The organism is Pseudoalteromonas fuliginea (assembly GCF_000690055.1).
GTDB classification, from domain to species: domain Bacteria; phylum Pseudomonadota; class Gammaproteobacteria; order Enterobacterales; family Alteromonadaceae; genus Pseudoalteromonas; species Pseudoalteromonas fuliginea.
The window spans coordinates 96,805-123,683 of sequence record NZ_JJNZ01000024.1; the positions used below are offsets into that span (position 1 = coordinate 96,805).

Here is a 26,879-nt window from a genome sequence, read left to right on the forward strand (position 1 = left end):
CTATTATTGCTGACTTATACCAACACGGTTGTCACCTACGCCATAAGCAACAATTAAGCTTAACTCTTGCATACTTAAGCCGCTTTGCTTTTGCATTTCGTTAAAAAAAGCTTGGGCTGCATTTAGTGACTTTTTAGTTTGTAAGCCGCCGTCTATAATTTTATGGGCACGCAAATAATTCTCTACATCGCGTGATAGTAAAAATGTATCTTTACCAAGTGCTCGCAACGCGTAAGGCCCTGTATTTCCGCCTAAACGCGAACCATGTTTTTTTAAATACGCCCACAAACCAATAATATCGTCTGTTGGCCAATTAGCGACAAACTGACTAAAACTGCCATGTTCCCCTGCTATTTCGTGGATCATGTAAGCATTTTCGGTAATTGTTTTTACTTTTTTATAGTTACGAACAATGCGCTCATCCGTTGCTTTTTGTTCCAGCATATCGGGTGGCATCATTAATAACTTATCAACGCTAAAATCCCAAAAAACCTCTCTAAAGCCTGCCCACTTATTATTTATGACTGACCAATAAAAGCCGCTTTGAAATACTTTTCGAGTAAATTCTTCAAGCCAATCGTCGTCACTTAACGTGCTTAGTTGTTTTTTAGATAGCGGTTTTGCAAGTAATAACTTCAGCATTTTTTCAGAGCCTTTTCGCTCTACCGCTCGCTTATAAATATCGCTAAATTTTTCCATACTAATTAAATACCTCACTACTTATATTGCTAGTGTACGAGAAAAGCACCTAATACGTAACCACCCCTCTTTTCGATGAATTAATCTGTATTTAGTCGCTTGACACCTAGACGGCTAAAATGCTTTAATTGCCGTAATTACCCTATTTAAATTGCACAGGTTTGTAAGTTTTACCCTACAAACAGGTGCAAAGGGCTAGAAGAGGTGCGTTATTCAGGTAGCGTATGTTAGGAGCGCAAACTCCAGTAAGCATACGTGAGGGGAATTAACGCCGAGAAGTAACCACTTTTGCGAGGTGTTTATTTCGGGCGACTAGGTTGAACCCTAGCGACTGTCACCAATAGCTGCTTATAAAAAGCAGCTTGTTAGTTTGGTGGAGAGCTTCTGGTCTTAAATATTAAGGCCGTGCGCCCTATTATTTTAAGCCCATTCGCTCTTCGAATTATTAGTTCGAACGACGTTAATGCGGCTCCTTCCATAAAGCTTTTTAACTCTTCGAATAATACCAATTGCATTAAATTAGTTATCGCTAAAATGATCACGTTTTTAATAAAGTTGGTACAAATTATAAGTTCGTGAGAGATGATCAACAACTTCAATTTAAACGACTACTCACTGTGGACCGCGCTCGTTACGCCATTTGATCAACACGGCGATGTTGACTACAACACGTTAACTAAGCTGGTTAGCGATCAAGAAGCGGCACATAACGGTATTTTGCTACTTGGCAGTACGGGCGAAGGTTTAGCACTAACGCTAAAAGAGCAACAAGCCATTGTTGAACACGTATGCCAGCTAAAACCAACAGTACCACTCATGGTTGCTGTGGGCGGTAGTAACTTAAAGCAACAAATTGAGTGGGTTAATTACTGTAATACACTACCAATTCATAGCTTTTTACTTGGCTCACCGCTTTATGCAAAGCCTGGTGCTATAGGTCAAACTCATTGGTTTGAAAGCCTACTTAATGCAAGCGCTCACCCATGTATGCTTTATAACGTACCGGGTCGAAGCGCTGTTAGCATCCCAGCGGCAACAATTCAAAACTTACAAAACAATAAAAATTTATGGGCGTTAAAAGAAGCGAGCGGCAGTATTGCTCAGTTTGAAGCTTACCGCCAAGCGGCCCCTAATTTAGCTATTTTTAGTGGCGACGATGCGCTAATGCCTTATTTTGCACAAGCCGGTGCAAAAGGATTAGTGTCGGTAGCTGCAAACGCATGGCCTGAACAAACTCACGAGTTTGTTAAACGCTGTTTAAGTGGTCAACACCCTAATTTATTTGCCCAGTGGTCAAGCGCTATTAATAGCCTATTTGCTGTCGCAAACCCTATTCCCGTAAAGGTACTGATGCATTTGCAAGGCCGCTTAAGCAGCCCGCAACTTCGTCCACCTTTAACACATCTTGAGTTAACTCAAACCGATTGCATCACAACTGCAAACAACACCATTTTATCTTGGCATTAAATACAGGTTTTTATAATGAGCTGGTTAGAACTATTAAATAATTTAGAATCGGGCGCTGTACGCGCAGCATCACAAAACGAAAGCGGCCAATGGCAAGCTAACATAGAAGTAAAAAAAGGTATTTTAGAAGCCTTTAAAAATGGCACTAATACTGAGTTTACAGGTGGTTTTGTTGATAAACATAACTTAGCTCCGCAAGAATTTAATACTGAAGATGGCGTGCGAATGGTGCCGGGTGGCTCAAGTGTTCGCCGTGGTGCTTATGTGGCTAAAGGCACGATTATTATGCCACCAGCGTATGTAAACATTGGTGCATATATCGACGAAGGCACAATGGTAGATAGCCACGCATTAGTTGGCTCGTGTGCACAAGTAGGTAAAAACGTACATTTAAGTGCTGCAGTTCAGCTTGGTGGTGTACTTGAGCCAATTGGTGCAAGCCCAGTAGTGGTTGAAGACGACGCCTTTATTGGTGCGGGCTGCATTATTGTTGAAGGCGTAGTCATTAAAAAAGGCGCAGTACTTGCCCCTGGCGTACGTTTATCAGCAACTATTCCAGTATACGATTGCGTAAACGAGCGCCAACTTGATAAAGGCGAGCCAATCCCTGAATACGCCATTGTAATACCGGGCTCTCGCCCTGCGTCAAACGAATGGGCGCGCGAGCAAGGCTTAAGCATGTCGTGTGCGTTAATAGTTAAATACCGCGACGAGAAAAGCGATGCATCGTTATTGCTTGAAGAGGTTTTACGATAATGAGCTTTTTGAGCACGCCTATCAAAACCGCTGTAAATACTATTACACAACAACTTGATACACCTTTTTTTGTTTACGACCTAGATCAACTAAACACGCATCTTGCGCGTTTAGTGGCGCAAACCGATGTAAAACTATGGTACGCGGTAAAAGCAAATCCACTGTCTAAAATAATTCAAAGCTTAGACAGCGCTGGCTTTAATTTTGACGTAGCAAGTAAAGGTGAGCTTGAGCAAGTACTCGCACAAGGTATTAGCTCGCAGCGCGTGCTCAACACAGGGCCTGCAAAAAGCCCTAAACAAATTAAACACTTTATTGAGCGCGGCGTGCGTATATTCGTAGCCGAAAGTCTCAATCAAGTACGTTGGTTAAACCAACAAGCACAATTACAAAATACACAGTTACAAGTATTACTGCGTGTACAATTACGCTGGCCTGAAGGTGAAAAAAACCCACTGGGCGGCGACAGCCTCACACCATTTGGTTTGGGTTGTGATGAGTGGCAAGCACTCAATGTAACCAACTACCCTGCACTTAAGTTTGACGGCTTACATATTTTTCAGTGGGGCAACATGCTTAGCACGCAAAAACTAAGCGATTTGTGGTCACAAATGATTGCACCACTTAGTCAACTTGCCAGCGATTTAAATATTAGCCTTAAAATTCTCGATTTAGGCGGCGGCTTAGGTATTCCTTATACACAAAATGAAGCAACGCTTGATTGGGATGACTTAATTGCTGCGCTCGCTAAAATTAAAAATGATGCGGGTGTAGAAGAATTATGGATGGAACTTGGTCGCTATGCCGTGGGCGAATGCGGTCATTACGCAAACCCAGTAGTAGAGCGCAAACAAAACTATAATCAAGAACAAGTAATTTTAAGCGGCGGTATAAACCACTTATTACGCCCTGCTGTTACCAGTCAAGATTTTCCTGCTGCGTTACTGCGTGAATCCAGTGCTAAAACTCAAGCGGTCACTTTATACGGCCCGCTTTGTACAGCGCTTGATTGTCTAGGTGAGCATAACCTGCCAAGCGATTTAAATGAGCACGACTGGCTAGTGTTTAGCCAATGCGGTGCTTACGGCTTTACCGAAAGTATGCCGTATTTTTTATGCCATGAGCTAGCTGGCGAGTACACATTGCAAAACGGTAAACTTACCTGCGTTCGCCAAGCCGAAAATGCCAGCCACTATTTAAGGTAATAAGCATGAGTAATACAACACACATCAGCCAAGAGAACATTGTAGTAGGGGAGGTTGCAAACGGCTTACCGCTTACAGTTCCTGTGTATCGTTTAAAAGGCGATGGTACAGGGCCTAGTGTTTACATTCAGGCCAATATGCATGGCGCTGAAGTGCAAGGTAACGCAGTTATTTTTCAGCTGCTTGAGCAATTAAAACACCTTAATCTTAATGGCGATATTACCCTTGTACCTTATGCAAATCCGATTGGTTGTAATCAAAAATCTGGCGAGTTTACCCTTGGCAGGTTCGATCCGATTACGGGCACTAATTGGAATCGCATGTATCATTACAATAAAAATTTAGTGACACAGTTTGCGCAAAATCATACTCAGTATGACGACGCTACATTAAAAAGTAACTTCAAAAAGGCGCTTATTGACGAAGTAGACAGCAAACTTAACGGCCCTGCTTATTTACTCAATACGGGTAAACGCATTGCGCTTAACTTACAAAAACTCGCTCATCAGGCTGATATAGTACTCGATTTACACACTGGTCCTATTTCCAGCAAGCATTTGTACTGCCCAACCTATGCAACCGAAAGCGCACGTTACTTTAATATTGAACATGTACTGCTTATCCCCAGTGATTTTGACGGCGCTATGGATGAAGCTAACTTTTGCCCATGGTGGCATTTAAGTGATGCACTTAGCGAGCAAGGTCGTGAATTATCAATACCTGTAGAAGCATTTACGGTAGAGCTAGGCAGCCAAGAAAAAATAGACTTAAAAGAAGCACTAAACGATGCAAACAGCATTTTAAGTTACTTAAATCACAAAGGCGTATTACAAAACGCACCGCATACGCCAGCTAACATCACTCGCTATGCATGTAATTTAGATGACTACTTTGCTTATTACGCCCCTATTGGCGGTATGGTTGAATACATAGCCCCACTTGGCGGGCACATTAAAGCCGGTGAGCCTATTGCACATATTTTACGCATGGAGCGCTACTTAAGCGAGCAGCCACTGCAAACACTCACTCTTGATTGCGATGCAATTGCTATTTTGCACTTTGCCTCAGCGAGTGTTAACCAAGGTACCGAACTTTATAAGTTTTTTACTAACATATTCGAGCTTTAGCTCACCCTTCTCATTGCGTGAGAGTAATACCAATTGCATTAAATTAGTGATCTATTATAGCGATAAGGAAATAGCTTAATAACAAGGCTAAAATTATGGTACATAGTTGTTCTATATAAATAATTTTTAACGTAGTTAGTGAGTTATTTAATACGCTAGAATGATCATGTTTTTAATAAAATTGGTATAAATTAACTAAAGTAGTTAATTTGCATTAGAAAGCGGCCCAGGCCGCTTTTCTTTTGATCTGTGTTTATCTCAAATACGTATAATACGAAGTATAAGAAAAAATTCAGTAAAAGTTCACCGTTACATATGTTAAAAGACGTTATAATTAAATTAACGCATACAATAACTTAAACTCACAAAGGAACTACAATGAGCTGGCGCCACTGGATCACACTTTCTGCCTTAATAAGTACAGCTACCTTAGCACAAGAAGAGGTTGCTACAAACGAGCAAGACAACGAAATAAACCTTGTAAAACAGTGTATTTTAAACGAAGTTATTGGTGGAGACGGTAAACAAACTCTAGACGATCTTCGTAAAAAATGTTCGGCTCTTGAAGAAAACAAACAACTTACCGCGCTTGATAAACGCCAAGCACGTGAAGAAGTGGGTAAAAAAAATCGTAATGTTATTACGCCACATAAACGTAATTATATTTTACCACTTTCGTACGTATCCCATCCCAATGATCGCCCTTTCGATGGCTTCGACGAATTAACTGATGATAATGATGGTGAACCGCTCGATAACTTAGAGGCAAAGTACCAGCTTTCTATTAAAGTACCTTTGTACGATGATTTTTCAGATGAAGACCAAGCATTATTTTTTGGTTTTACGCTGCAATCATATTGGCAAATATATAATTCAGAAATCTCCTCACCATTTCGTGAAACGAACTACGAACCTGAAGTTTTTTGGATAAACTACCTCGACCCAGAAAATGTACTTTGGGGCGATGAAATGGCAATTGTTTTAGGTATTTCACATCAGTCAAATGGTCGTAGCCAGCCCAACTCACGCTCATGGAACCGTATTTACGCTGATTTCATTTGGGAAAATGAAGGGTTTGTTTTTAGTTTTAAACCTTGGTATCGCATAGCCGAGGACGAAAAAGACAACGTTTTAGAAGCTAAAGGCGACGATAATCCAGACATATACAAATACATGGGCTATTTTGAATTTAGCGGTGCATACCGTCTTAACGATCATGAATTTAGCTTTATGTCGCGTAATAACTTAAATTCAGACAATCGTGGTGCTATTCAGCTTGACTGGTCATTTCCATTATGGGGCCGAGTTCGTGGTTATGCACAATACTTCAATGGTTATGGCGAAAGCTTAATTGACTATAATGCCGATATAGAACGTATTGGTGTAGGTATATTATTAACCGATCTGCTGTAATACTTCCCTAAGTTTTACGCATTAAAAAGCCAAGCATTGCTTGGCTTTTTAATGTTTTGAACAACTAAACAGTTATTTTTTTACTACAAACTGCCCTTCAAACTCCGCAACTATATTATCACCATCATAAATAGTAACAGGCACAACATAGCTTGCTTTACCTTCGGTTTCTAAATCGCTCAACTTACCTTTGCAGGCTTGCAAATCTACACACCCTCGTGGGTCGGTAGTAAGCGGCTTTAAGTACTTAATGTTAGCATCGGCTAATACAATATTACCTTCAAGCCCAGCTTCTTTGAGTGCTAAGTACGTAGCGCCCCAACCTGTTAGCGTGGCCAAGCTATAAATAGAACCTGCAAACATAGTGTTATGTAGGTTTAAGTTAGCGTCTAGGTCGGCGCTGGTTGTAAATTGCCAATCGGTGTAGCTTTCTACCTTAATGCCCATCGCGTCACTAATTGGAATAGACTCCCGCCACGTATTTTGTAGTACCTGCGTCCAATTAGGGTGACGAAACCAACCTGGCTCACACGGCTTTTGCTTTACCATTTTAAAATGCTGTACATCGCCATACGCTAAATGTGCTTTTTCTTTTAGTTCGTAACCGTGGCGTTTATAAAACTCAAGCGCACGTTCGCGAGCAAATAAAACCAGTTCATCAGCATTTTGCGTCCATGCTATTTTTTCAAGCTCATGTAATAAACGACTACCAATATGTTGATTACGATTCCCTTCAGCAACGGCCATGTAACGCACTTGTGCCTGTTCATGATTGTTAAAGTGCAAACGTGCTACGCCTAGCACTTCACCTTCTTTATTTTTTATAAAGCGATGCTCAGAATCTTGCTCCATATCATCTTGCTCAGAGCCACGCGGCTCGCCCCAAGGCGCGCGTAATACCTGCCAGCGCAATTGGTAATACGCTTGCCAATCTTCGCTGCTTTGTGGGGTGCTTACCTGAAACATACATACTCCTGTTGTTATATAAGCCGTAAATAAAAAATCAAAAAGGCTACGGCGCTATACTAATCATATTGATTATCTACAAGCTAGAAAGCTCAAATAATTAAATCGCTTGGTATTTTTATTGTAAATACCATACTCCATCTTTAAAAAACTGCAAATACGACTTTGGTGATGGCCATAAAATATCTAAAAATTAATAACACAAGGCATTGCCATTTAACGGTGCTAGTTTATGCTGAGAATATGATAGAAAAAATCAATTATATAAATTCGCTGACGGGCTTGCTAAGCGATCAGTTTATTGAGAATAGCCACAGCATTGGTCAGTTAATCTATTGGCATAAATGCAGTGGCGATCACATTCAGATACGTGGTCATGAGCAGTTGCGCTGGTTACTCATTAACGACACACTCCAATCTGTTATTGATTTAAATGACCCGAGTTTATTACTTTTTCCACATTTATTGTGCTTAGGTAAGCAATGGCAAGCTCTTAGCGCGCCAAAAAAGGTGCTAGAACTTGGCCTTGGCGGCGGTGCTATTCGTAATTATTTACAACACAAATACCCCAAAGCACACATAACATCCGTTGAAAAAAACGCTGATATTATTGATTGCTACACTCAATTTTTTTCATCAAATAAAAATGATCAATTACTATGCGCCGATGCACAACAGGTTTTAAAAAGTGCGCAAAATATTGACTGGATTATCTTAGATTTATTTAGCCAAATAGACGCACCTCGATTTTTATTTGAAGAGGCATTTTATAAAAAAATCTACTTGGCTTTAAATAACAACGGTGTGCTATTTATTAATTTTTTATCGCAACATGAGTCGCAATTAAAGCAACTTAAGCAGCTATTACTCGATGTGTTTGGCTGCACAGTCAGCCCGCAAAAAATTACGGGCTACGTGAATCATATTGTCGTGGTAACCAAAAAACTTAAACAGATAAGTTAAACGTAACGGGTCCATCGTTACACAAGCTTACTTGCATATCGGCACCAAACTCACCGGTGGCTATTGTAAGCCCCAACTCTTTAGCTTGAGCAACAAAGTACTCGTAAAGCTCATTAGCTTGGCTTGGCGTTGCCGCAGATGAAAAACTAGGGCGCATACCCTTTTTAGTATCAGCCGCTAAGGTAAATTGCGAAACCACCAGCAACTCACCTTTAATATCTTTGAGGCTTAAGTTCATTTTGTCGTTTTCGTCAGTAAAAATACGATAGTTACTTACTTTGTGTAAAAGCTTATCGGCCGTTTGCGTATAGTCGTGTTTTTCAACACCCAGCAACAACAAGATACCTTGGCTAATTTCGCCTACAACTTGATTATTAATTTCTACCTTGGCATGCTTTACGCGCTGTATTAACCCTTGCATTTAAACTGTGTCCTTTACTGTTGGCTTGTCATCTTCAAACTCAATTTCTGGTGTTTCTGGTATTTCATCTGGGCTAATACATGCTGTAAATTCAGCGCCAAGCAAAACAACAACCCACGATAAATACACCCAAACAAACAAAATAGGAATCGTCGCCACTGCACCATAAATCACTTCGTATGAAGGAAAATGGCTAATATAAAGTGCAAACCCTTTTTTAGTTAGCTCAAACAAAAGTGCCGCAAATAATGCTCCCGGTATCGCCGCTTTAAACGATACGCGCGTATTAGGCACTAAGGTGTAGAGCATAATAAAGCCCACCATCGAAATACCATACGGCAATAGCTTTAACAAAAACCCGCTAAACCCAGGAATACCCTGATCAGCAAACGATACCAAAGATACAATATAAGAGGTAACACCAATGCTGGCACCAAGTAACATAGGCCCTAAGCTCAAAACCATCCAATATACTGCAAAGGAAATCATCATTGGGCGCTTTTTCTTTATTCGCCAAATGCGGTTTAGCGTGGCATCCACATTACGTATTAACAGTAAGGCTATTGCAGCTAAAAAACCAATACCTACTGCCGTCATTTGATTAGCGTTACCGGCAAAGGAGCTAATATGCTCTCTAATAACATCGGTAGAGGTAGGGACAAAGTTGGTAAACAAAAAGCTCTCAATTTCCATGCGAGTAGATTCAAAGCCCGGAAAAGCTGAAAATATAGCAACACCCACCGCAATAAGCGGTATCAAAGAAAGTAACGTAACATAGGCTAAATAGCCGGCATTAACCGTTATTTGATCATCTATACAGCGATTAAAATACTGCATCCACCAACTTGGCTGCTGGCGTATAAAGGTCTTAACTTGCTGTTTGTAATTGGAGAGCTTATCATTCATACAATTGACTTGTGCTTATGTGGTTTTGATTATAATAACAATCAGCGCCATAATTTACAGCACTAACACGCGTAAACAGGAATTCAGATGAAAAAACAAACATTACTTAGTGTTTCAATGCTTGTACTAACACTTACTTTAACTGGCTGCCAATCAGCTTATTATTCTGCGATGGAAAAAGTGGGTGTTCACAAACGCGATATTCTAATTGACCGCGTAGAAGAAACCAAAGACTCGCAGCAAGAGTCACAAGAAGAATTTAAATCGGCACTAGAGCGCTTAACTACTCTAATCGATTTTAATGGTGGCGAACTACAAGACACTTACAATCAATTAAACGACGATTACGAGTCGAGCTTAAAAGCCGCAAACGAAGTATCAACTAACATCAATAAAGTAGAAGACGTAGCAGAAGCACTTTTTGATGAGTGGAGCGATGAGCTAGAGCAATACAAAAGCGCATCACTTAAGCGTGAAAGCAGCAAAAAGCTAACCGCGACTAAGCGTCAATTTGAACAGCTATTACGCTCGATGCGCAGCGCAGAGAGTAAAATGGAGCCAGTATTAACGTCGCTTCACGATAATGTTTTATATTTAAAGCATAACTTAAACGCACAAGCGGTATCGGCTATTAAAGGCGAGTTCACTAACCTTAAACGCGACATACAAGTGTTAATGAACGACATGAACAAATCGATTGCCGATTCAAACAAATTTATTGAACAAATGAATAGCGCAGGCTAACTAATATATTACAAACAAACGAACAAAAATAAATAAGCCTGCAACTTCGCAGGCTTATTTATTTTTACTTTTTGTTACTTTTTAACCACTTATTAATCTAACGTTTTTGGTACACTTTCATAAAATTAGAATTAAAATAAAAAACTACAATGAAAATAAGTACCTTAACTCTTTTAGCTATCTCTAGCTTACTAACCGCTTGCGGAACTGCTAATCACATAGAAAGAATCGCAGGGCCTGATACTGTAGTACCACTACATAAAGATGGTGAGCGCGAAGGGCGCTACCATAATCTATACCCAGGCAAAAAAACGTACCCTATTAGTTGTGAAAATGACTGCTATCCAAGCAACACTCATTTGCAATGTGAAGAAGGAAGTGAAAACTGCCAATATATTGCTGGGCAAGTAACTCCAAAATTAAATACCGGATACACTGTTCGCTGGCTTGGCCATGCAGGGTTTATGATCAGCACACCAAACGGGCAGCAAGTGGTGTTTGATCCTGTAAAAGAGCAGTTCGACTCCCCTGTTGATTTAGCCTTTAAACTTGCCTCAGGGTTTTATCGTAAGCCCGGTGACTGGCTAACTAACAGCGAACTAACTAATTTAGATGCCGTTATATATTCTCACCTTCATTATGATCATTTTAATAAAGCAGATATAGCAGAAATAGGTAACAAACCACGCTACTTAACGCCACTGGGAATGGCTGATAACTTCCCAACAGGTGGATTTAACATTAGCGAAATGGCCTGGTATGCAAAAACGAGTATTGACGATTTAGCAATTCATGGCGTACCTGCACATCACTTTAGCAGTCGTATTTCAGTGCCTTTTATTTACGAAGATCACGATAAAGACCTATGGAATGGCTGGTTACTTGAACAAAACGGTAGCACTTTATTTTTTGCAGGTGATACTGGCTACTCAAAACATTTTAAAGACATACAGCAAAAATACGGCGATATCGATATTTGCTTAATGCCAATCGCTTCTTACTACAGTAAAGACGATCCTAACTGGTACCGTTACGTCCACACCACACCAGAAGATGCACTAAGCGCAGCACAAGAGCTTAATTGTAGAGTAATGATACCGTGGGGGTACGGTAACTCAAGTTGGAAAATGGGCGATCACAGCAGTCATTCAGCCTTGCTGCGCTTATTGCACATGGTTAAAAAAATGGATGCTAAAACACCGCTGTATATTTTAAACGAAGGCGAAAGTATTTCACTGTAACTAATCACTTAGCTACTTTAAGATGGTGTTACATCAATAAAAATACATAATAAGATTGAGAAATTAATGAAAAAATTAGCACTCGCCTTAAGCTTTTTATTAAGCACGCCAGCAATGGCCACTGATGTTGAGCATACATCAACCCCAATTACTATTGATGGCGTATCAGAAGATGCGTGGAATAAAGCAACTTGGCACGACATGCCTTATTTAATGGATGGCACACTGCCATCAAACGATGCCGACTTTAAAGGGCGTTATCGTTTATTGTGGGATCAAAACTATTTATACCTACAAGCCGATATTGTGGATGACGTTTTAATAGATACACACGCAGATCCAACGTATAAATATTGGGATGACGATGCGCTTGAAGTATTTATTGATAGTGATGCATCCGGTGGAAACCACCAATTTAATCACACCGCTTTGGCGTACCACATTGGCCTTGATAACCAAGCTGCCGATTACGGACCTGATAAACAAGCCCATTTGTATACCGACCACCTAGTGAGTAACTGGAAGCGCAACACCACCGCGCCTTTTAATATTACCTGGGAAGTAGCAATAAAACTCTACCCTAATGATTATAAAGAAGGAGCTAAAAACACCCCTATTACACTTAGCGAAAAGCAAGTAATCGGCTTTATGCTAGCGTATTGCGATAACGATGGCAGCGACGTGCGCGAGCACTTTATGGGCTCACACGAAGTACAACCAGTAAATGGCGACAGAAATCGTGGCTTTATAGATGCAGATGTATTTGGCAAAATCACCCTACTCCCTAAAAAGTAAGCCACCCACACCAATAAATAATTAAGTAGGTTGGGTTGAGCGCAGCGAAACCCAACGAAAAAATACCCCACCAACAAACACGGGGGCTTTGCGTTATCGGCTGTTTCAGCTCTATCTTTCACTTATTATTCCCTTCTACTTGTGCAAAAAATCTTTAAGTAAATTATTCACAAAGAGGTTAAGAGGCGCTGCGCTTTTAGAGGAAAACAGAGAATAAGCTCTAAATCGCGTAATAACCACGGTTTCATCTACTACCTGAATATTCAAAAATTTTTATATATCAAATTGCTCTATTAGTTCGATTACGTGCTCAATTTTTGTTACAAAAGCTATTTCTGACTTTTCAAAATATTCAATAAATACGCCAGCTAAATAATACTCATTAATTAAATTTTTATTTGGGATAAACCAGTATGGGCCGCCACTACACCCTTTGGGATGTAATGTCTTTTGACCTTCAATTTTTTTACTCCAGTGGATAGGATAATGAGAGCCTGGCACTTTATTGAAGTTCGAAAAGTTACAGTTTTGAAAAAAATTAAACGAGTATGTCCATAAAACGCCTGAAAAGTTTTTAGTCTTATTATTAAGGCGCTTTGCAGTTTTGTTCTTGGAAGATGGAAAGCCTTGTAATAGTTGCATATCTACTTTTGAGAAATTTTTGTTGAGAGTTGTTCTAGAGGTAGGAATCGCTAATTTTTGGCATTCTTCGTAGTAATCAACTTTATAACTAATTGGAATTGCAGCTAAATCAAATTGACTATCAGCCCTTTCACTTTCTTGAGCCACAGTTCTCTTGGCTCCCGCTAATGATAATGAAAGCATTTTTGTATTAATTGAAATAACAAAACTTCTTTCTGTAGGATCAAGGTTATCGATAACATGAGATGCTGTTATGAAATATACTTTTCGATTGTGTTCTAAAAAAAAGCCCGTTGCTAACATTTCGGGACGTTCGAACTTATTCAAATAGAAAATAGGAACAACATATTGTTCAATAAGTTCACCTGCTTCTTTTAATTTATCACAGTACTTTTCACGATAATTTTCGTTATCCATAGAACTTTCCTTAGTTTAAAATTATTGATCGATGTTAGTTTATTTCTCATGAAAAATAATTTTTATTACCTACCTAAAGCATATTAGATATAACTATGTACTGTAAACACCTAGAACCTAACACCTTTTATCACAGCTCTGTCTAACAGTGTTGTTCAAATCTGTCGGCTCATTTCATGGAACTCTTATTTCCAAACACAAAAAAGCCGCTATATTTTTCAATACAGCGGCTTTTAAAATCATTATTCTAAATTAATAGATTATGACTTAGGTGCACGACCCGCACGTTTACGTTCATTTTCTGTAAGGTGTTTCTTACGGATACGAATATTTAGTGGAGTAACTTCAACTAGCTCGTCATCATCGATGAACTCAAGCGCTTGCTCAAGTGAGTAGTTAAGGTGTGGAGAAAGCGTTTGCGCTTCATCAGTACCAGATGCACGTACGTTAGTTAACTGCTTACCTTTAAGGGCGTTAACTGTAAGGTCGTTATCACGGTTATGAATACCGATAACCATACCTTCGTATACTTCAACACCGTGACCGATGAATAAACGGCCGCGCTCTTGTAAGTTGAATAATGCGTTAGTAAGTGCTTTACCAGTTGCGTTTGCAATCATTACGCCGTTCTTACGAACACCGATGTCGCCACCTTTGTGAGGACCGTAATGATCGAACGTATGGTACATAAGACCAGAACCCGAAGTAAGCGTCATGAAATCAGTTTGGAAACCAATTAAACCACGGCTAGGGATCATGAAGTCTAAACGCATACGGCCTTTGCCATCTGGAGTCATGTTAGTAAGTTCACCTTTACGTAGGCCAACTTGTTCCATAACAGAACCTTGATGCTCGTCTTGACAGTCAATAGTCACTGTTTCAAACGGTTCTTCTAGAACGCCATCTACAGTACGTAAGATAACTTCTGGACGAGAAACTGAAAGCTCGTAACCTTCACGACGCATGTTTTCGATTAAGATACCTAGGTGTAATTCACCACGGCCAGAAACACGGAAGCTATCTGGGCTAGCAGTATCTTCAACGCGAAGTGCTACGTTGTGTACTAATTCTTTGTCTAAACGCTCACGGATATTACGTGACGTTACAAACTTACCTTCTTTACCACAGAAAGGTGAGTTATTTACAGAGAATGTCATTGTTACAGTTGGCTCATCAACACTTAGTGGTGGCAATGCTTCAACGTTTCCTGGGAAACAAACTGTGTCAGAAATCTTAAGCTCACCAATACCTGTTACAGTTACGATGTTACCAGCGTAAGCTCTATCAGTTTCGATACGTTCAAGACCTAGGTAGCTTTGTACTGCGCCAATTTTACCATTACGTGTAGTGCCATCAGCACTGATAATAGTAACTTGTTGGTTAGGAGCAACAGAACCACGTTTAATACGACCAATACCAACTACACCAACATAAGAGTTGTAATCTAGTTGAGAAATTTGCATTTGGAAGTCACCTTCAGGATCTGCATCCGGTGGTGATACTTCTTCAACGATCATCTTGAACATAGGTTCCATGTTCTCTGATGGCTCGTCTAAATCTAGTGTTGCCCAGCCGTTGATTGCTGAAGCGTAGATTACTTTAAAGTCTAACTGTTCGTCAGTTGCGCCAAGGTTGTCGAATAAATCAAAGATTTGATCCATAACCCAATCAGGACGTGAACCTGGCTTATCAATTTTATTGATAACTACGATTGGCTTTAAGCCTTGCGCGAATGCCTTTTGCGTAACGAAACGCGTTTGTGGCATTGGACCTTCTTGAGCATCAACAAGTAATAATACTGAGTCAGCCATCGAAAGTACGCGTTCAACTTCACCACCGAAATCGGCGTGTCCCGGAGTATCTACGATATTGATATGGTAGTCGTTCCAAGAAATGGCTGTGTTTTTAGCCAAAATGGTAATACCACGTTCTTTCTCAATGTCGTTTGAGTCCATCACGCGCTCTTCGTTACCGCCGCGTGTTTCTAATGTACCTGATTGCTCAAGTAGTTTGTCAACCAGTGTTGTTTTACCGTGGTCAACGTGCGCGATAATCGCTATATTTCTTAACTTTTCGATGCTCATATATTTACTCAGAGAAATTAAATTCTCAATGATCCTGCAAGATCTACGCACTCATCTGCGTTTTCACGAGATGTCCAAGCATAGGATTTAAAAGGGCGCATATTATCCCTCATTAATGACATGGATGAAAGTTTATCCAATACAAATTTTAAAACTTTCTCAATACTTTCACTAAGTATCTGTTTTATATATGACAATTATATGAATTAAATTTCGATATTTTTTCGAAAAACAGCCATTTTGGCTATTTTTCCGATCTTTTTGGTACTCTTTTGCATTTAGTTTATGCTAATTTTAAGCGATTAAATTATCAGCAAATTGCACCGTGTAAATATTGCACCAAAAGGGATATTTTACGCACCAAATCAGTGCACCACTACGCTGGATTTTATAACAACTTATTTTTTTTAATTTATAAACATGCAGTTATAAAAATGGCACAAAATCAGCTTAATAAGTGCTAAAGCAATTATGCAGCAATAACAAAACCCCACACTTGGAGGACACATGTCACAATCGGTTTTAGATTTTATTAAAGAAAATGACGTTAAGTTCATTGATTTACGCTTTACTGACACTAAAGGTAAAGAACAACATGTTTCTATTCCTCATCATCAAGTTGATGAAGATTTTTTCGAAGACGGTAAAATGTTCGATGGTTCTTCAATCGCTGGTTGGAAAGGCATTAATGAGTCAGACATGGTTTTATTACCAGATGCAGACTCTATCAAATTAGACCCTTTCACAGAAGAAACAACACTAATTGTTCGTTGTGACGTTGTTGAACCTTCAACACTTCAAGGTTATGAACGTGACCCACGCTCAGTTGCTAAGCGTGCTGAAGATTACATGCGTTCAACTGGTATTGCAGACACTGTGTTATTTGGCCCAGAGCCAGAATTTTTCGTATTTGATGATGTTAAATACAAATCAGACATGTCTGGTTCTATGTATAAAATTGATTCTAAGCAAGCTGCTTGGAACTCAGATAAAGAATATGCAGATGGCAACACAGGTCACCGTCCAGGTGTTAAAGGCGGTTACTTCCCAGTTGCTCCAGTTGATGACTTCCAAGATTGGCGTTCTGCTACGTGTCTAGTGCTAGAAGAAATGGGCCAAGTAGTAGAAGCACATCACCACGAAGTAGCAACAGCAGGTCAAAACGAAATCGCTACTCGCTTTAATACAATGGTATTAAAGGCGGATGAAATTCAAGAAATGAAATATGTTATCCATAACATGGCTCACTTATACGGTAAAACAGCAACGTTTATGCCTAAGCCAGTTGTTGGTGATAACGGTTCTGGTATGCATTGTCACCAGTCACTTGCTAAAGATGGTGTAAACCTTTTTGCTGGTGATAAGTACGGCGGTCTTTCTGAAGATGCACTTTACTACATTGGCGGCATCATTAAGCATGCTAAAGCAATCAATGCTTTTGCAAATGCCTCTACTAACTCGTATAAACGTTTAGTACCAGGTTTTGAAGCACCAGTTATGCTTGCATACTCTGCACGTAACCGTTCTGCATCAATCCGTATCCCAGTGGTTCCATCTGAAAAAGGTCGTCGTATTGAAGTACGCTTCCCAGATCCAACAGCTAACCCATACCTTGCTTTCTCAGCAATGCTTATGGCTGGCCTTGATGGTATCAAAAACAAGATCCACCCTGGCGATGCTATGGATAAAGATTTATACGACTTACCAGCTGAAGAAGCAGCAGAAATTCCAACGGTTGCAGCATCACTTGACGAAGCACTATCTGCACTTAGCGCAGACCGTGAATTCTTAACTCAAGGTGGTGTATTCACTGATGATTTAATTGATGCTTATATCTCACTTAAATCTAAAGAAGTTGAAAAACTTAACATGACAACTCACCCAGTTGAGTTTGAAATGTACTACAGCTGTTAATTAAGCTGTAAAAAATATGTGTGTTCTCAAGCCCGCTGCTCTGCGGGCTTTTTTAATGGTAAATCAAAGCAATCTCCACTAGAGTAAAGTTACTCTAAAACGCAGGACCGCCGAGTGAATAATTACATTTTATTACTAACAATTACTTTAGGATTAAGTAATTATGGCTATGCTGCTGAAAAAAAAATATACGCTTGGGAAGATAAAAATGGCGTGTTAGTGTTCTCAGATACACCGCATAAAGGCGCGACGGAGGTAAAGCTTACAAGTCAGCACCTTACAATGCCTGCGACCAATACTTATATTTTAAATAACCAACCTCAACCCCAAGAAGCAGCGTTTAACATTGCTATTTTGTCACCAGAGCATAATCAGACAATTCATGAAAATACAGGCACGGTATATGTTACCAGCCGTATAACACCACGGTTCGAAAGTGGGTTAATAATACAGCTGTTTGTTGATGGTCAAACACATGGCCCTGCTAGTCATGATTCAACCTTTGCTATAAAAGATGTTGAACGCGGTGAACATACATTGCAAGTAAAGCTGTTGAATAATAAAAACCAAATTATTGCCGTGAGCCAACCTTATGTGTTTTTTATGCGCAGAAAGGGCTTAATACCAATCCGCAATAATACTTGATCAATTTGAGGGCTTAAGCTTGACGCTAACTGTGTTAAAAATTTCTGATATAGAACAACTAAATAACGAATTTTTTGCCCTGTTATCGACACGGTTTTCATACCTCAAAATAGCTCACTTAATTAAGCAGATTGGTATAACATTCAAGAACTAAATTTAAGTTTAAAACTGAGGCGCAGCAGTGCATTTTATTAATATTAATTGCCTGCAAATATTAGCGCACTAAAATGGTGCAACTATGATTAATAATGAAATTTTCAGCCCAGAACTGCTTGACGCTATCTGGCAAAACCAAACAACAGCGGTCATGTTGCTCGATAAAAAATTTACTGTTGTTTATGCTAATACCAGTACGAGTGAGTTACTTGGCCTTGGTACTAAACGCTTGTTAGATCAACCTTTCGATAGCCTTTTTAATTACCATTCTATTGACTTGAAACGTATTGAACAGTATTCATTAATTGATGGCGTTGATTGCCAGCAACATAGAGCTGACGTGGTTTTTAGCGATTCTCGTCATGCCAAGGTAGCAGTCAGCTCAAGACAGCTTAAATTTAAAGACACGTTATATATATTATTAGAATGGCGCCAAACAGATGATGAAATAAAGCACGACCAAGCATCAAACCAAATGCATCAATATCAAGCTGCACGAAACTTAATTCGTGGCTTAGCGCACGAAATTAAAAATCCTTTAGGTGGAATTCGCGGAGCGGCGCAGTTATTGCAGTATGAAGTTGATCAACAAGAAAGAGACCAATGCGCTGAGCTTATCATTGAGCAAGCAGATAGATTGCGCGAATTAGTAGATAGGCTCTTAGGGCCAAATCAGCTACCGCAAAAGTCTTATGGCAATATTCATCAAACCCTAGAGTCGGTTGTCAGGCTAAGTACGTTAGATAATTGTTCTAATATTGGCTTAGTGAAGGATTATGACCCGAGTATTCCTGATGTATATATTGACCAAGGCAAAATACAACAAGTCGTATTAAACATTGTTCGAAATGCCCAACAGGCGCTTGTAGATGGCGGTGAAATAAAAATAAAAACCCGCATAAACCATCAACATCGTCGCCCAGGTAAAGCACCTAAAAAAGCCTTGTTGATCCAAATATCTGATAACGGACCAGGCATTGACCACAGCATACGCGAAACATTGTTCTACCCGATGATCACCAATAAAGAAGGTGGTTCAGGACTTGGACTTTCTATTGCGCAAACGCTTATTGATCAGCATGACGGCTATATTGAATGTGATAGCTGGCCTGGACATACTGAATTTAATATCTATCTGCCCTTTGCAGATTAATGTTTGGAGTTTGCATGAAAACAGTTTGGCTTGTAGATGATGATGCCTCAATTCGCTTTGTACTTGAAAAGGCACTTACCCGAGCAGGGTTTAACACGGAAAGCTTTGCTAATGCGCAAGATGTATTAAGTGCATTAAAGTTTAGCCAACCAGCTGTTTTGGTGTCTGATGTAAAAATGCCTGGCATGGATGGCATGGCTTTACTTGAGCTTATTGCAGAGCAAAACCCTGGGCTACCGGTTATTATAATGACCGCGCACTCAGATTTAGATTCGGCCGTTAATGCCTTTCAAAAAGGTGCTTTTGAGTATTTAGCTAAACCGTTTGATTTAAACGAAGCGGTTGCTCTTGTTGAAAGTGCATTTAGAGCAAACTCTACAAAAAAAACTAAACGTAAGCAGGCCCCACCTAAAAGTGCACACATAATTGGTGAAGCACCCGCTATGCAAGAGGTATTTAGAGCAATAGGTAAACTGTCAGCCTCTAGCATGAGTGTATTAATAAATGGTGAGTCTGGCACAGGTAAAGAACTGGTCGCCAGCGCCTTGCATAATCATAGTCCACGTAAAGAAAATCAATTTATTGCACTTAACATGGCCGCAATTCCAAAAGAACTTGTTGAGTCAGAATTATTTGGCCACGAAAAAGGCGCATTTACGGGCGCTGATAGTGTGCGTAAAGGGCGTTTTGAACAAGCCAATGGCGGCACGCTTTTTTTAGATGAAATTGGTGATATGCCTCTTGATGTGCAAACACGTTTATTGCGCGTGCTTGCCGATGGTGAATTTTATCGTGTGGGCGGGCATCAAAGCATAAAGGTGGATGTACGCATTATTGCAGCTACGCATCAAAATCTGGAAGACTTAGTTAAACAAGGTAAATTTAGGGATGATTTATTTCATCGTTTAAACGTAGTACGCCTACGCTTGCCAGCTCTTCGGGAGCGCACTGAAGATATTGATCGCTTGTCGCAACATTTTTTGCACAAAAGCGCTAAAGACTTACAAGTAGAAAGCAAAGTACTCAGCCCTAAAGCAACAGAGCAGCTTAAACTCTTTAATTGGCCCGGTAATGTACGTCAGCTCGAAAATACGTGTCGTTGGCTTACTGTGATGGCGCCAGGTGAACTTGTTACAGAACAAGATTTACCACCTGAGATCCTTGATGCCTCGCCAATTCAAGAGGAAGGTGATTGGCTTGATGCATTTCAACAATGGCTTAACCACGAACTTAAACAAGGCAAAGAAAATATTTGGCCCGATATTCAAGCACAACTAGAAACTCGGCTAATAAAAACAGCTCTCGCCAATTGTTCTGGCCATAAACAAGATGCAGCTATAAAAATTGGCTGGGGACGCAACACGTTGACCCGTAAGTTAAAAGAGCGCAATATTAGCTAATTAAACGTGTCTAACAAATTTGGTTATTGATGAAGCTAATCGAACATATTCCATTATTCAAACAAATGGAAATTATAAACAGGCTACACTTTTTTAAAGAGTTTACGCTCAACGAACGTCAAATATTATTAGAATCGTTTGGCCTGTTGTATTTAGTTAACCAACAGCAATTTTTATTTAAGCAGTTTGATAACGACAAACATTTATACATTGTACTAAGTGGCGCCCTTTTAGTCTTTAAGCATAATCACTTATTAGAACTAGGTACTATTGAGCCCGGTGAATTTATAGGTGAAGGCGCCTTTATTGGTAACAGACAAAGAAGTACCAATGCCCAAGCTAAAAGCGACACTATCGTACTCGCTATAACTCCTGAAGCATTGACTCGTTTACCTAATGTTATACGTGAAAAAATTAAAGACCGTATTATCGAGGGCATGAGCGAACGAATTGCAAAACTAAGTGAGCATATAGAAACCCACGGTTAACTCTATCACTCAGTCCATATAAACAATTTGTAGTGAGCAATCAAGCCAGTTGGGGTTATTAACGTGAGCTGTAAACCTGTAAGTATCGGATGGTTTGGCGCCAAAGGGCGTATTTATAAGTGGTCGTGAGTGACTGTATGTTTGCGAATAATTTTTGTAATAAATGACAACGTAACCATATAAATACTCCCAACTCAGCCTAACTATTGCGCCACTTGGTAGTGTAAATTCAACATGTTCATTTGCAAATTTGACCGCTAAATCATTGTACTTGTCTTCGCTACATTGAGTTGTTCGTAACTTTTTAGGCATAACAAAGGTTGTACCCGCCACTGCATTTTTTAGATAAAAGCCTATATTGCCATCACCATAAAAATGATTTGAACGCGTTGTATAGTTAACTTGTGGCTCGTAACCTAGCCCCTGCATAATAGTAGCTAACTTCTCAGTCTCTTTTGGGTAAATTTTATCGCTTGATAAGAGTAATGTGGCTTCACTAAACTCTGATGGAATTGCCAGCTCAACATATTCATAAGGGAGCGATTGTGCTTTTAGCGCAGCATCGAGCTGATTGCGCTGTTCATCTTGCAAGTTTTCACTAAATACATACACGGTAGGTTGTTGGCACGCAGCTAATAGTGATGCCAACACACATATTAAAATTCCATTTTTCATAGTTACCCCTTTTTGATTACAATTGTAGTCTATTAAAGGTAACTATTTATGGCAATTTAATTTGTTTGGCTATCTAACCAAGCATCAACACTTTTGCGAGTATATAAAACTTCTTTAAACAAACGATGACGTTCAAATTCAAGTTTTGTTTTTCTCGTGGCATCACCACTAACTAAACGGCTATGGGTATCATTGAATTTTGAAATTACAGAAAAACCGCGCTCATCTTGATCAGCTTGCTTTTTTACAGAATTAGCAAGGTGCTCTCTAACATCGTCAGCAGTTAACATACCTGAATTATCTAATCCCATTAGCTCTTTTTTCATTGCTAATCTTACGCCCATTTCCTACTCCATTTAATGAAAAATATTTATTCCGCCAAAGTTTTAGCAATTAGCAGGCCATACGTAAAATTAACTGCTGCAGAGCTTAACCTTCAATTGCTTCAGTTTTTTTAAAGACAGACAAAATACATAAAAACTTTCATAACTATTTACCTATTACAATTAGCTAAAGTCACTTGCTTTGGTGCAAAAGTAGCTGCAAGCCTTTATACTAAAGCTTGTGCGTTACCCCACCGAGAGCAAATATGAACGAAGAATACATAGAAATAGAATTAGAAGAAGAGCCGATTGAGCTCTGTAAATTATTAAAAGTACTAAACTTAGTTGAAGGTGGCGGCCAAGCTAAAAACCTAATAACTGAAGGCTATGTGGGTGTTAACCATGAAATTTGTACAATTAAACGGAAAAAATTATACAGTGGTGATGTGTTAGAGTTTGATGGTGAGTTTTTTCAACTATCACTAAGTGCGGATGCAATCCCTGCAGAAAAACCTGCTGTACAAACTCACACTGAACCAAAGCCGGCGGTCTCTCAACCAACAGTTCAGCCTGCTAAAAGTAAGCGTAAGCGAACTAAAAAGCCAAAAGTAGATGACAAAACAGGACGTCGTCCTATTTCATTTGGTTAAGTATTTAAAACCCCCTCTTTTTATATAAAAAGGCCAACTTATATAGTTGGCCTTTTTACTCTTCAATAACCTAGGGCGTGTTAGTAAATAATAAAAATAAGGTGGTTACATGCCTGTCAATACATCCCAACATTGGTTTAAACCTGCTGTATAGGCATTAACTCGTATGGAACTTACTTGGCGTTATTGTATTTTTATGTAGATAATGACTCCCAAGATGATAATTAAACCAACTATAAATCAACAAGCTGCGCATTCTAACATTCCTATTTAGTTAATCATTACATTTACTATTGCCGTATTAAGAGGCACTTTTGGCCGGTTTTACTTTGTGTTAGTGTTAAAGTTACGCAACAAGGCTGGTTACAGTAATTATACCAATTGCATTAAATTAGTGGGCTATTATAACGCTAAGAAAATAGCGTAATCACGAGGCGAAATTACGATATATAGTTGTTCTATAAAAATAATTTTTAACGCAGTGAGTGCGCTATTTAATGCGATAAAATGATCATTTTTTTAATCAAGTAGGTATCAGTATGGGCCGAATAACGTTTGGCCCCCCTCCCTCTTTTAAATCATCCTTGAAAATAAAGTTTTCAGCATCATCTCTATCTTGGTAACTGTATAAATTTCGTTCTCTAAGTATGGTTTTTTACGCTGGTATGTACTTTGCAACTCAAGCACTACAGAGGTCACTCTTCAAAATATTTTTATAATTCATAAAGGGGCAAATAATGAATAATAGTTTCGACACCCAACATCAGCTCACAATTAATGGTGAGCAATACCATATTCATTCTCTAAAAGGACTTGGTGACAAAGCAAAACGATTGCCCTTTTCCTTAAAAGTATTACTCGAAAACCTCCTTCGTAACGAAGATGGCGCAAACATTAAAGAACAAGACATTCAAGCCCTTCTCAATTGGGATCCTCAAGCAAAGCCTGCATCAGAAGTTGCCTTTACTCCCGCCCGTGTTGTTATGCAAGACTTTACCGGCGTACCCGCTATTGTAGATTTAGCCGCGATGCGTGACGCAATGGAAAAGCTAGGTGGGGATCCTGCAAAAATAAATCCGTTATCGCCTGCTGAACTGGTTATTGACCATTCGGTACAGGTAGATGGCTATGGTAACGAGGGTGCTTTTGATTTAAATGCAAAGCTTGAATACGACCGAAATAAAGAACGTTACGAATTTTTGCGTTGGGGGCAAACCGCTTTTGATAATTTAAAAGTAGTGCCACCCGCAACCGGTATTGTTCACCAAGTAAACCTAGAATATTTAGCGCGCGTTGTTTTTAATGAAGAGCGCGACGGCAAAAAATTCGCTTACCCAGATACGCTTGTAGGGACTGACTCTCACACCACCATGATTAATGGCTTAGGTGTGCTTGGTTGGGGTGTAGGCGGTATTGAAGCCGAAGCAGCAATGCTTGGGCAGCCAATTAGCTTACTCATCCCACAAGTAGTGGGTATGAAGCTAAGCGGCCGCCTACCTGAAGGGACCACCGCAACTGATTTAGTATTAACAGTAACAGAGATATTACGTAATCATGGTGTAGTGGGTAAATTTGTCGAGTTTTATGGCGACGGTCTTGCCGATTTACCACTCGCTGATAGAGCAACCATAGCTAACATGGCACCAGAGTACGGCGCTACGTGTGGTATTTTTCCGATTGATGATGAAACTATTAACTATCTTCGCTTAACAAACCGCGATGAGAAGCAACTTAAACTCATTGAAGATTACGCTAAGCACCAAGGCTTATGGCGTAACGACGGTGATGAAGCAAATTACACCGACACACTCGAGCTTAAATTAGATGATGTTGTACCAAGCCTTGCAGGACCTAAACGTCCTCAAGACAGAATTGCCTTAAATGAGGCTGGCAAAGTTATTAGCGAGCATTTAAAAGGCTTTCAAGATGAGCGTATGGCTCGTCGTGATAAAAGTGATGAAGAACAGGCTCGTATCGAAAGTGAAGGCCCGGCAACAAACCCCGATGAACCTGTTGATGAAGCGCAATTTATGGGCGCCGCTAAAGTTAAATTTAAAGGGCAAGAGTTTGAGCTAAACGATGGCGCATGTGTTATTGCCGCTATAACCAGTTGTACTAACACCTCGAACCCGAGTGTAATTTTAGCCGCAGGTTTGGTCGCTAAAAAAGCGAAGCAATTAGGTATTAATGTAAAACCTTGGGTTAAAACATCCCTTGCACCTGGCTCTAAAGTAGTTACCGACTACTTAGAAAAAGCAGGCTTGATGGGTGACCTAGAAAGTCTAGGCTTTAATTTAGTAGGCTATGGCTGTACGACGTGTATTGGTAATTCAGGGCCACTTGCAACTGAAATATCAGACGCGATTCAAAAACATAAACTAGTGGTCAGCTCTATTTTATCAGGTAACCGTAACTTTGAAGGGCGTATTCACCAAGACGTTAAGATGAACTTTTTAGCGTCTCCTCCGCTTGTTGTAGCGTACGCTATTGCAGGTAGAACAGATATTGACGTATATAACGAACCTCTCGCGCAAGATCCTAACGGCAACGATATTTACCTTAAAAACATTTGGCCAAGCGTTAAAGAGGTTAGTGACTTAGTTAAAGAAACAGTGACTAAAGAAATGTTCGCAAGAAGCTACGCTAACGTTTATGAAGGTGACAGCCGCTGGCAGCAAATTCAAATACCTGATGGTAAACTTTATGATTGGGACGATGCATCAACCTACATTAAAAAAGCACCCTTTTTTGATGGCATGAAAGTAGAACCACCGGGCATTCCGACGATTGAAGGTGCGCGCTGTCTAGCTAAGCTTGGGGATTCAGTAACCACTGACCATATTTCTCCGGCGGGCGCTATTAAAGCTGACGCGCCAGCAGGTTTATACCTGCAAGAAAACGGCGTAGATAAAGGCCAGTTTAACTCGTACGGTTCACGCCGTGGTAATCACGAAGTAATGATGCGCGGTACTTTCGCCAACGTTCGCCTTAAAAACTTATTAGCACCGGGAACTGAAGGCGGTGTAACACGTACCCAGCCAGAAAATGACTTAGCAAGTATTTATGATGCAGCTATGGAGTATCAAAAAAACGGAACTCCGTTAATTATTTTGGCCGGTAAAGAGTACGGTACGGGATCATCTCGCGACTGGGCAGCTAAAGGTTCTCTTTTATTAGGCGTCAAAGCGGTTGTAGCGCAAAGCTACGAGCGAATTCATCGCTCTAACTTAATTGGTATGGGTGTATTACCGCTGCAATTTAAAGAAGGTGAAAGCTACGAGTCACATGGGCTAACAGGGCAAGAGCAATTTGATATTGATGGCTTGTATGATAAAACCGATGAAGTCACCGTTATTGCAACCAATGCTGAAGGTAAAAAAGTTAGCTTAAGTGCCGATGTACGTATTGATACCCCTAAAGAGTGGGATTACTACAAACACGGCGGCATTTTACAATATGTACTGCGTAATATGCTCGATTAAGCAAAGTATGTTTTAAAAATAACAAAGGCCTCCCTTTTAATAAAGGGAGGCCTTTTTGTGACTGGCCATACATTAATTGTATCGAGCTACTTTACTGTTGAGCATGATATTAAGGGGATAATGGTCGCGGCTGCATATATTGCTATA

General features: G+C 39.9%; 24 protein-coding genes and 1 riboswitch. Of the genes, 16 read left to right on the forward strand and 8 right to left on the reverse strand.

The genetic code is table 11. From position 1 onward, the window contains the following. Positions 1 to 3: 3 nt before the first annotated feature. Positions 4 to 699, reverse strand: coding sequence for a DNA-3-methyladenine glycosylase I (locus tag DC53_RS12335; protein ID WP_033029225.1), 696 nt, complete (start codon positions 697 to 699; stop codon positions 4 to 6). A gap of 191 nt (positions 700 to 890) precedes the next feature. Then, positions 891 to 1,091, forward strand: a riboswitch (Lysine riboswitch). A 190-nt stretch (positions 1,092 to 1,281) separates the two neighbouring features. Here DC53_RS12335 and dapA point away from each other — a divergent pair. The 5 genes from dapA (at position 1,282) to DC53_RS12310 (ending at position 6,667) form a co-directional block, all read left to right on the forward strand. Further along, a complete protein-coding gene (dapA, locus tag DC53_RS12330; protein WP_033029227.1) occupies positions 1,282 to 2,166 on the forward strand; it encodes a 4-hydroxy-tetrahydrodipicolinate synthase in 885 nt (294 codons plus the stop codon). A 15-nt stretch (positions 2,167 to 2,181) separates the two neighbouring features. Further along, complete coding sequence (locus tag DC53_RS12325; RefSeq protein ID WP_033029229.1) at positions 2,182 to 2,922, forward strand: 2,3,4,5-tetrahydropyridine-2,6-dicarboxylate N-succinyltransferase; 741 nt, start codon at positions 2,182 to 2,184, stop codon at positions 2,920 to 2,922. Next, on the forward strand, positions 2,922 to 4,127 hold the full coding sequence (locus tag DC53_RS12320; protein ID WP_033029231.1) for a PLP-dependent decarboxylase: 1,206 nt from the start codon (positions 2,922 to 2,924) through the stop codon (positions 4,125 to 4,127). Before DC53_RS12325 ends, DC53_RS12320 begins: the two co-directional genes overlap by 1 nt. A 5-nt stretch (positions 4,128 to 4,132) precedes the next feature. Next, on the forward strand, positions 4,133 to 5,254 hold the full coding sequence (locus DC53_RS12315; RefSeq protein WP_033029234.1) for a succinylglutamate desuccinylase/aspartoacylase family protein: 1,122 nt from the start codon (positions 4,133 to 4,135) through the stop codon (positions 5,252 to 5,254). A 378-nt stretch (positions 5,255 to 5,632) separates the two neighbouring features. Further along, complete coding sequence (locus tag DC53_RS12310) at positions 5,633 to 6,667, forward strand: phospholipase A (RefSeq protein ID WP_033029237.1); 1,035 nt, start codon at positions 5,633 to 5,635, stop codon at positions 6,665 to 6,667. 72 nt (positions 6,668 to 6,739) lie between these two features. Here the strand turns inward: DC53_RS12310 and DC53_RS12305 are convergent, their stop codons facing one another. Further along, complete coding sequence (locus DC53_RS12305; RefSeq protein ID WP_007376219.1) at positions 6,740 to 7,633, reverse strand: bifunctional GNAT family N-acetyltransferase/hotdog fold thioesterase; 894 nt, start codon at positions 7,631 to 7,633, stop codon at positions 6,740 to 6,742. A 243-nt stretch (positions 7,634 to 7,876) separates the two neighbouring features. Between DC53_RS12305 and DC53_RS12300 the strand changes: the two genes are divergently transcribed. Then, positions 7,877 to 8,596, forward strand: a complete 720-nt coding sequence (locus DC53_RS12300; protein WP_033029240.1) for a spermidine synthase — start codon at positions 7,877 to 7,879, stop codon at positions 8,594 to 8,596. Here DC53_RS12300 and dtd read toward each other — a convergent pair. Continuing rightward, on the reverse strand, positions 8,580 to 9,017 hold the full coding sequence (gene dtd, locus DC53_RS12295; protein WP_033029242.1) for a D-aminoacyl-tRNA deacylase: 438 nt from the start codon (positions 9,015 to 9,017) through the stop codon (positions 8,580 to 8,582). The two genes, DC53_RS12300 and dtd, sit on opposite strands and share 17 nt — an antisense overlap. After that, the gene (locus DC53_RS12290; RefSeq protein WP_008133351.1) at positions 9,018 to 9,923 is read right to left on the reverse strand and encodes a virulence factor BrkB family protein; all 906 of its coding nucleotides are present in this window, start codon (positions 9,921 to 9,923) and stop codon (positions 9,018 to 9,020) included. An 87-nt stretch (positions 9,924 to 10,010) separates the two neighbouring features. On the opposite strand from DC53_RS12290, the gene DC53_RS12285 reads away from it, so the two are divergent. From DC53_RS12285 to DC53_RS12275, 3 genes are all read left to right on the forward strand, one after another. Further along, a complete protein-coding gene (locus DC53_RS12285) occupies positions 10,011 to 10,667 on the forward strand; it encodes a DUF2959 domain-containing protein (protein WP_033029244.1) in 657 nt (218 codons plus the stop codon). A 149-nt stretch (positions 10,668 to 10,816) separates the two neighbouring features. Next, positions 10,817 to 11,908 carry an MBL fold metallo-hydrolase gene (locus DC53_RS12280; RefSeq protein WP_033029246.1) on the forward strand — a complete coding sequence of 364 codons (1,092 nt, stop codon included), beginning with the start codon at positions 10,817 to 10,819 and terminating at the stop codon, positions 11,906 to 11,908. A gap of 66 nt (positions 11,909 to 11,974) precedes the next feature. Continuing rightward, positions 11,975 to 12,703, forward strand: a complete 729-nt coding sequence (locus DC53_RS12275; protein ID WP_033029248.1) for a CBM9 family sugar-binding protein — start codon at positions 11,975 to 11,977, stop codon at positions 12,701 to 12,703. 273 nt (positions 12,704 to 12,976) lie between these two features. On the opposite strand, the gene DC53_RS12270 is transcribed toward DC53_RS12275, so the two are convergent. Together DC53_RS12270 and typA are read right to left on the reverse strand one after the other, a co-directional pair. Continuing rightward, positions 12,977 to 13,762, reverse strand: a complete 786-nt coding sequence (locus tag DC53_RS12270) for a hypothetical protein (RefSeq protein ID WP_033029250.1) — start codon at positions 13,760 to 13,762, stop codon at positions 12,977 to 12,979. 260 nt (positions 13,763 to 14,022) lie between these two features. Then, entirely contained in the window at positions 14,023 to 15,846 is a 1,824-nt protein-coding gene (typA, locus tag DC53_RS12265; protein ID WP_007376210.1) for a translational GTPase TypA, read from the reverse strand. Between the two features lie 507 nt (positions 15,847 to 16,353). Between typA and glnA the strand changes: the two genes are divergently transcribed. The 5 genes from glnA to DC53_RS12235 all read left to right on the forward strand — a co-directional run bounded on the left by glnA (position 16,354) and on the right by DC53_RS12235 (position 21,602). Next, entirely contained in the window at positions 16,354 to 17,760 is a 1,407-nt protein-coding gene (gene glnA / locus DC53_RS12255; protein WP_007376208.1) for a glutamate--ammonia ligase, read from the forward strand. A gap of 114 nt (positions 17,761 to 17,874) precedes the next feature. Then, positions 17,875 to 18,405, forward strand: a complete 531-nt coding sequence (locus tag DC53_RS12250; protein ID WP_033029254.1) for a DUF4124 domain-containing protein — start codon at positions 17,875 to 17,877, stop codon at positions 18,403 to 18,405. 238 nt (positions 18,406 to 18,643) lie between these two features. After that, the gene (gene glnL, locus DC53_RS12245) at positions 18,644 to 19,714 is read left to right on the forward strand and encodes a nitrogen regulation protein NR(II) (protein ID WP_008133339.1); all 1,071 of its coding nucleotides are present in this window, start codon (positions 18,644 to 18,646) and stop codon (positions 19,712 to 19,714) included. A gap of 14 nt (positions 19,715 to 19,728) precedes the next feature. After that, positions 19,729 to 21,114 carry a nitrogen regulation protein NR(I) gene (gene ntrC, locus DC53_RS12240; RefSeq protein WP_008133337.1) on the forward strand — a complete coding sequence of 462 codons (1,386 nt, stop codon included), beginning with the start codon at positions 19,729 to 19,731 and terminating at the stop codon, positions 21,112 to 21,114. A gap of 29 nt (positions 21,115 to 21,143) precedes the next feature. Further along, entirely contained in the window at positions 21,144 to 21,602 is a 459-nt protein-coding gene (locus DC53_RS12235) for a Crp/Fnr family transcriptional regulator (RefSeq protein WP_008133336.1), read from the forward strand. Between the two features lie 9 nt (positions 21,603 to 21,611). Here DC53_RS12235 and DC53_RS12230 read toward each other — a convergent pair whose 3' ends face one another. Both DC53_RS12230 and DC53_RS12225 read right to left on the reverse strand, forming a co-directional pair. Then, a complete protein-coding gene (locus tag DC53_RS12230; RefSeq protein WP_033029256.1) occupies positions 21,612 to 22,277 on the reverse strand; it encodes a hypothetical protein in 666 nt (221 codons plus the stop codon). Between the two features lie 56 nt (positions 22,278 to 22,333). Further along, positions 22,334 to 22,621 carry a hypothetical protein gene (locus DC53_RS12225; protein WP_007582180.1) on the reverse strand — a complete coding sequence of 96 codons (288 nt, stop codon included), beginning with the start codon at positions 22,619 to 22,621 and terminating at the stop codon, positions 22,334 to 22,336. A 245-nt stretch (positions 22,622 to 22,866) separates the two neighbouring features. Here DC53_RS12225 and DC53_RS12220 point away from each other — a divergent pair, with 245 nt between their 5' ends. Then, positions 22,867 to 23,250 (forward strand): RNA-binding S4 domain-containing protein, encoded by a 384-nt coding sequence (locus DC53_RS12220; RefSeq protein ID WP_008133330.1) that lies wholly within the window; start codon positions 22,867 to 22,869, stop codon positions 23,248 to 23,250. 737 nt (positions 23,251 to 23,987) lie between these two features. Then, entirely contained in the window at positions 23,988 to 26,732 is a 2,745-nt protein-coding gene (acnA, locus tag DC53_RS12215; RefSeq protein WP_033029259.1) for an aconitate hydratase AcnA, read from the forward strand. Positions 26,733 to 26,879: the final 147 nt, after the last annotated feature.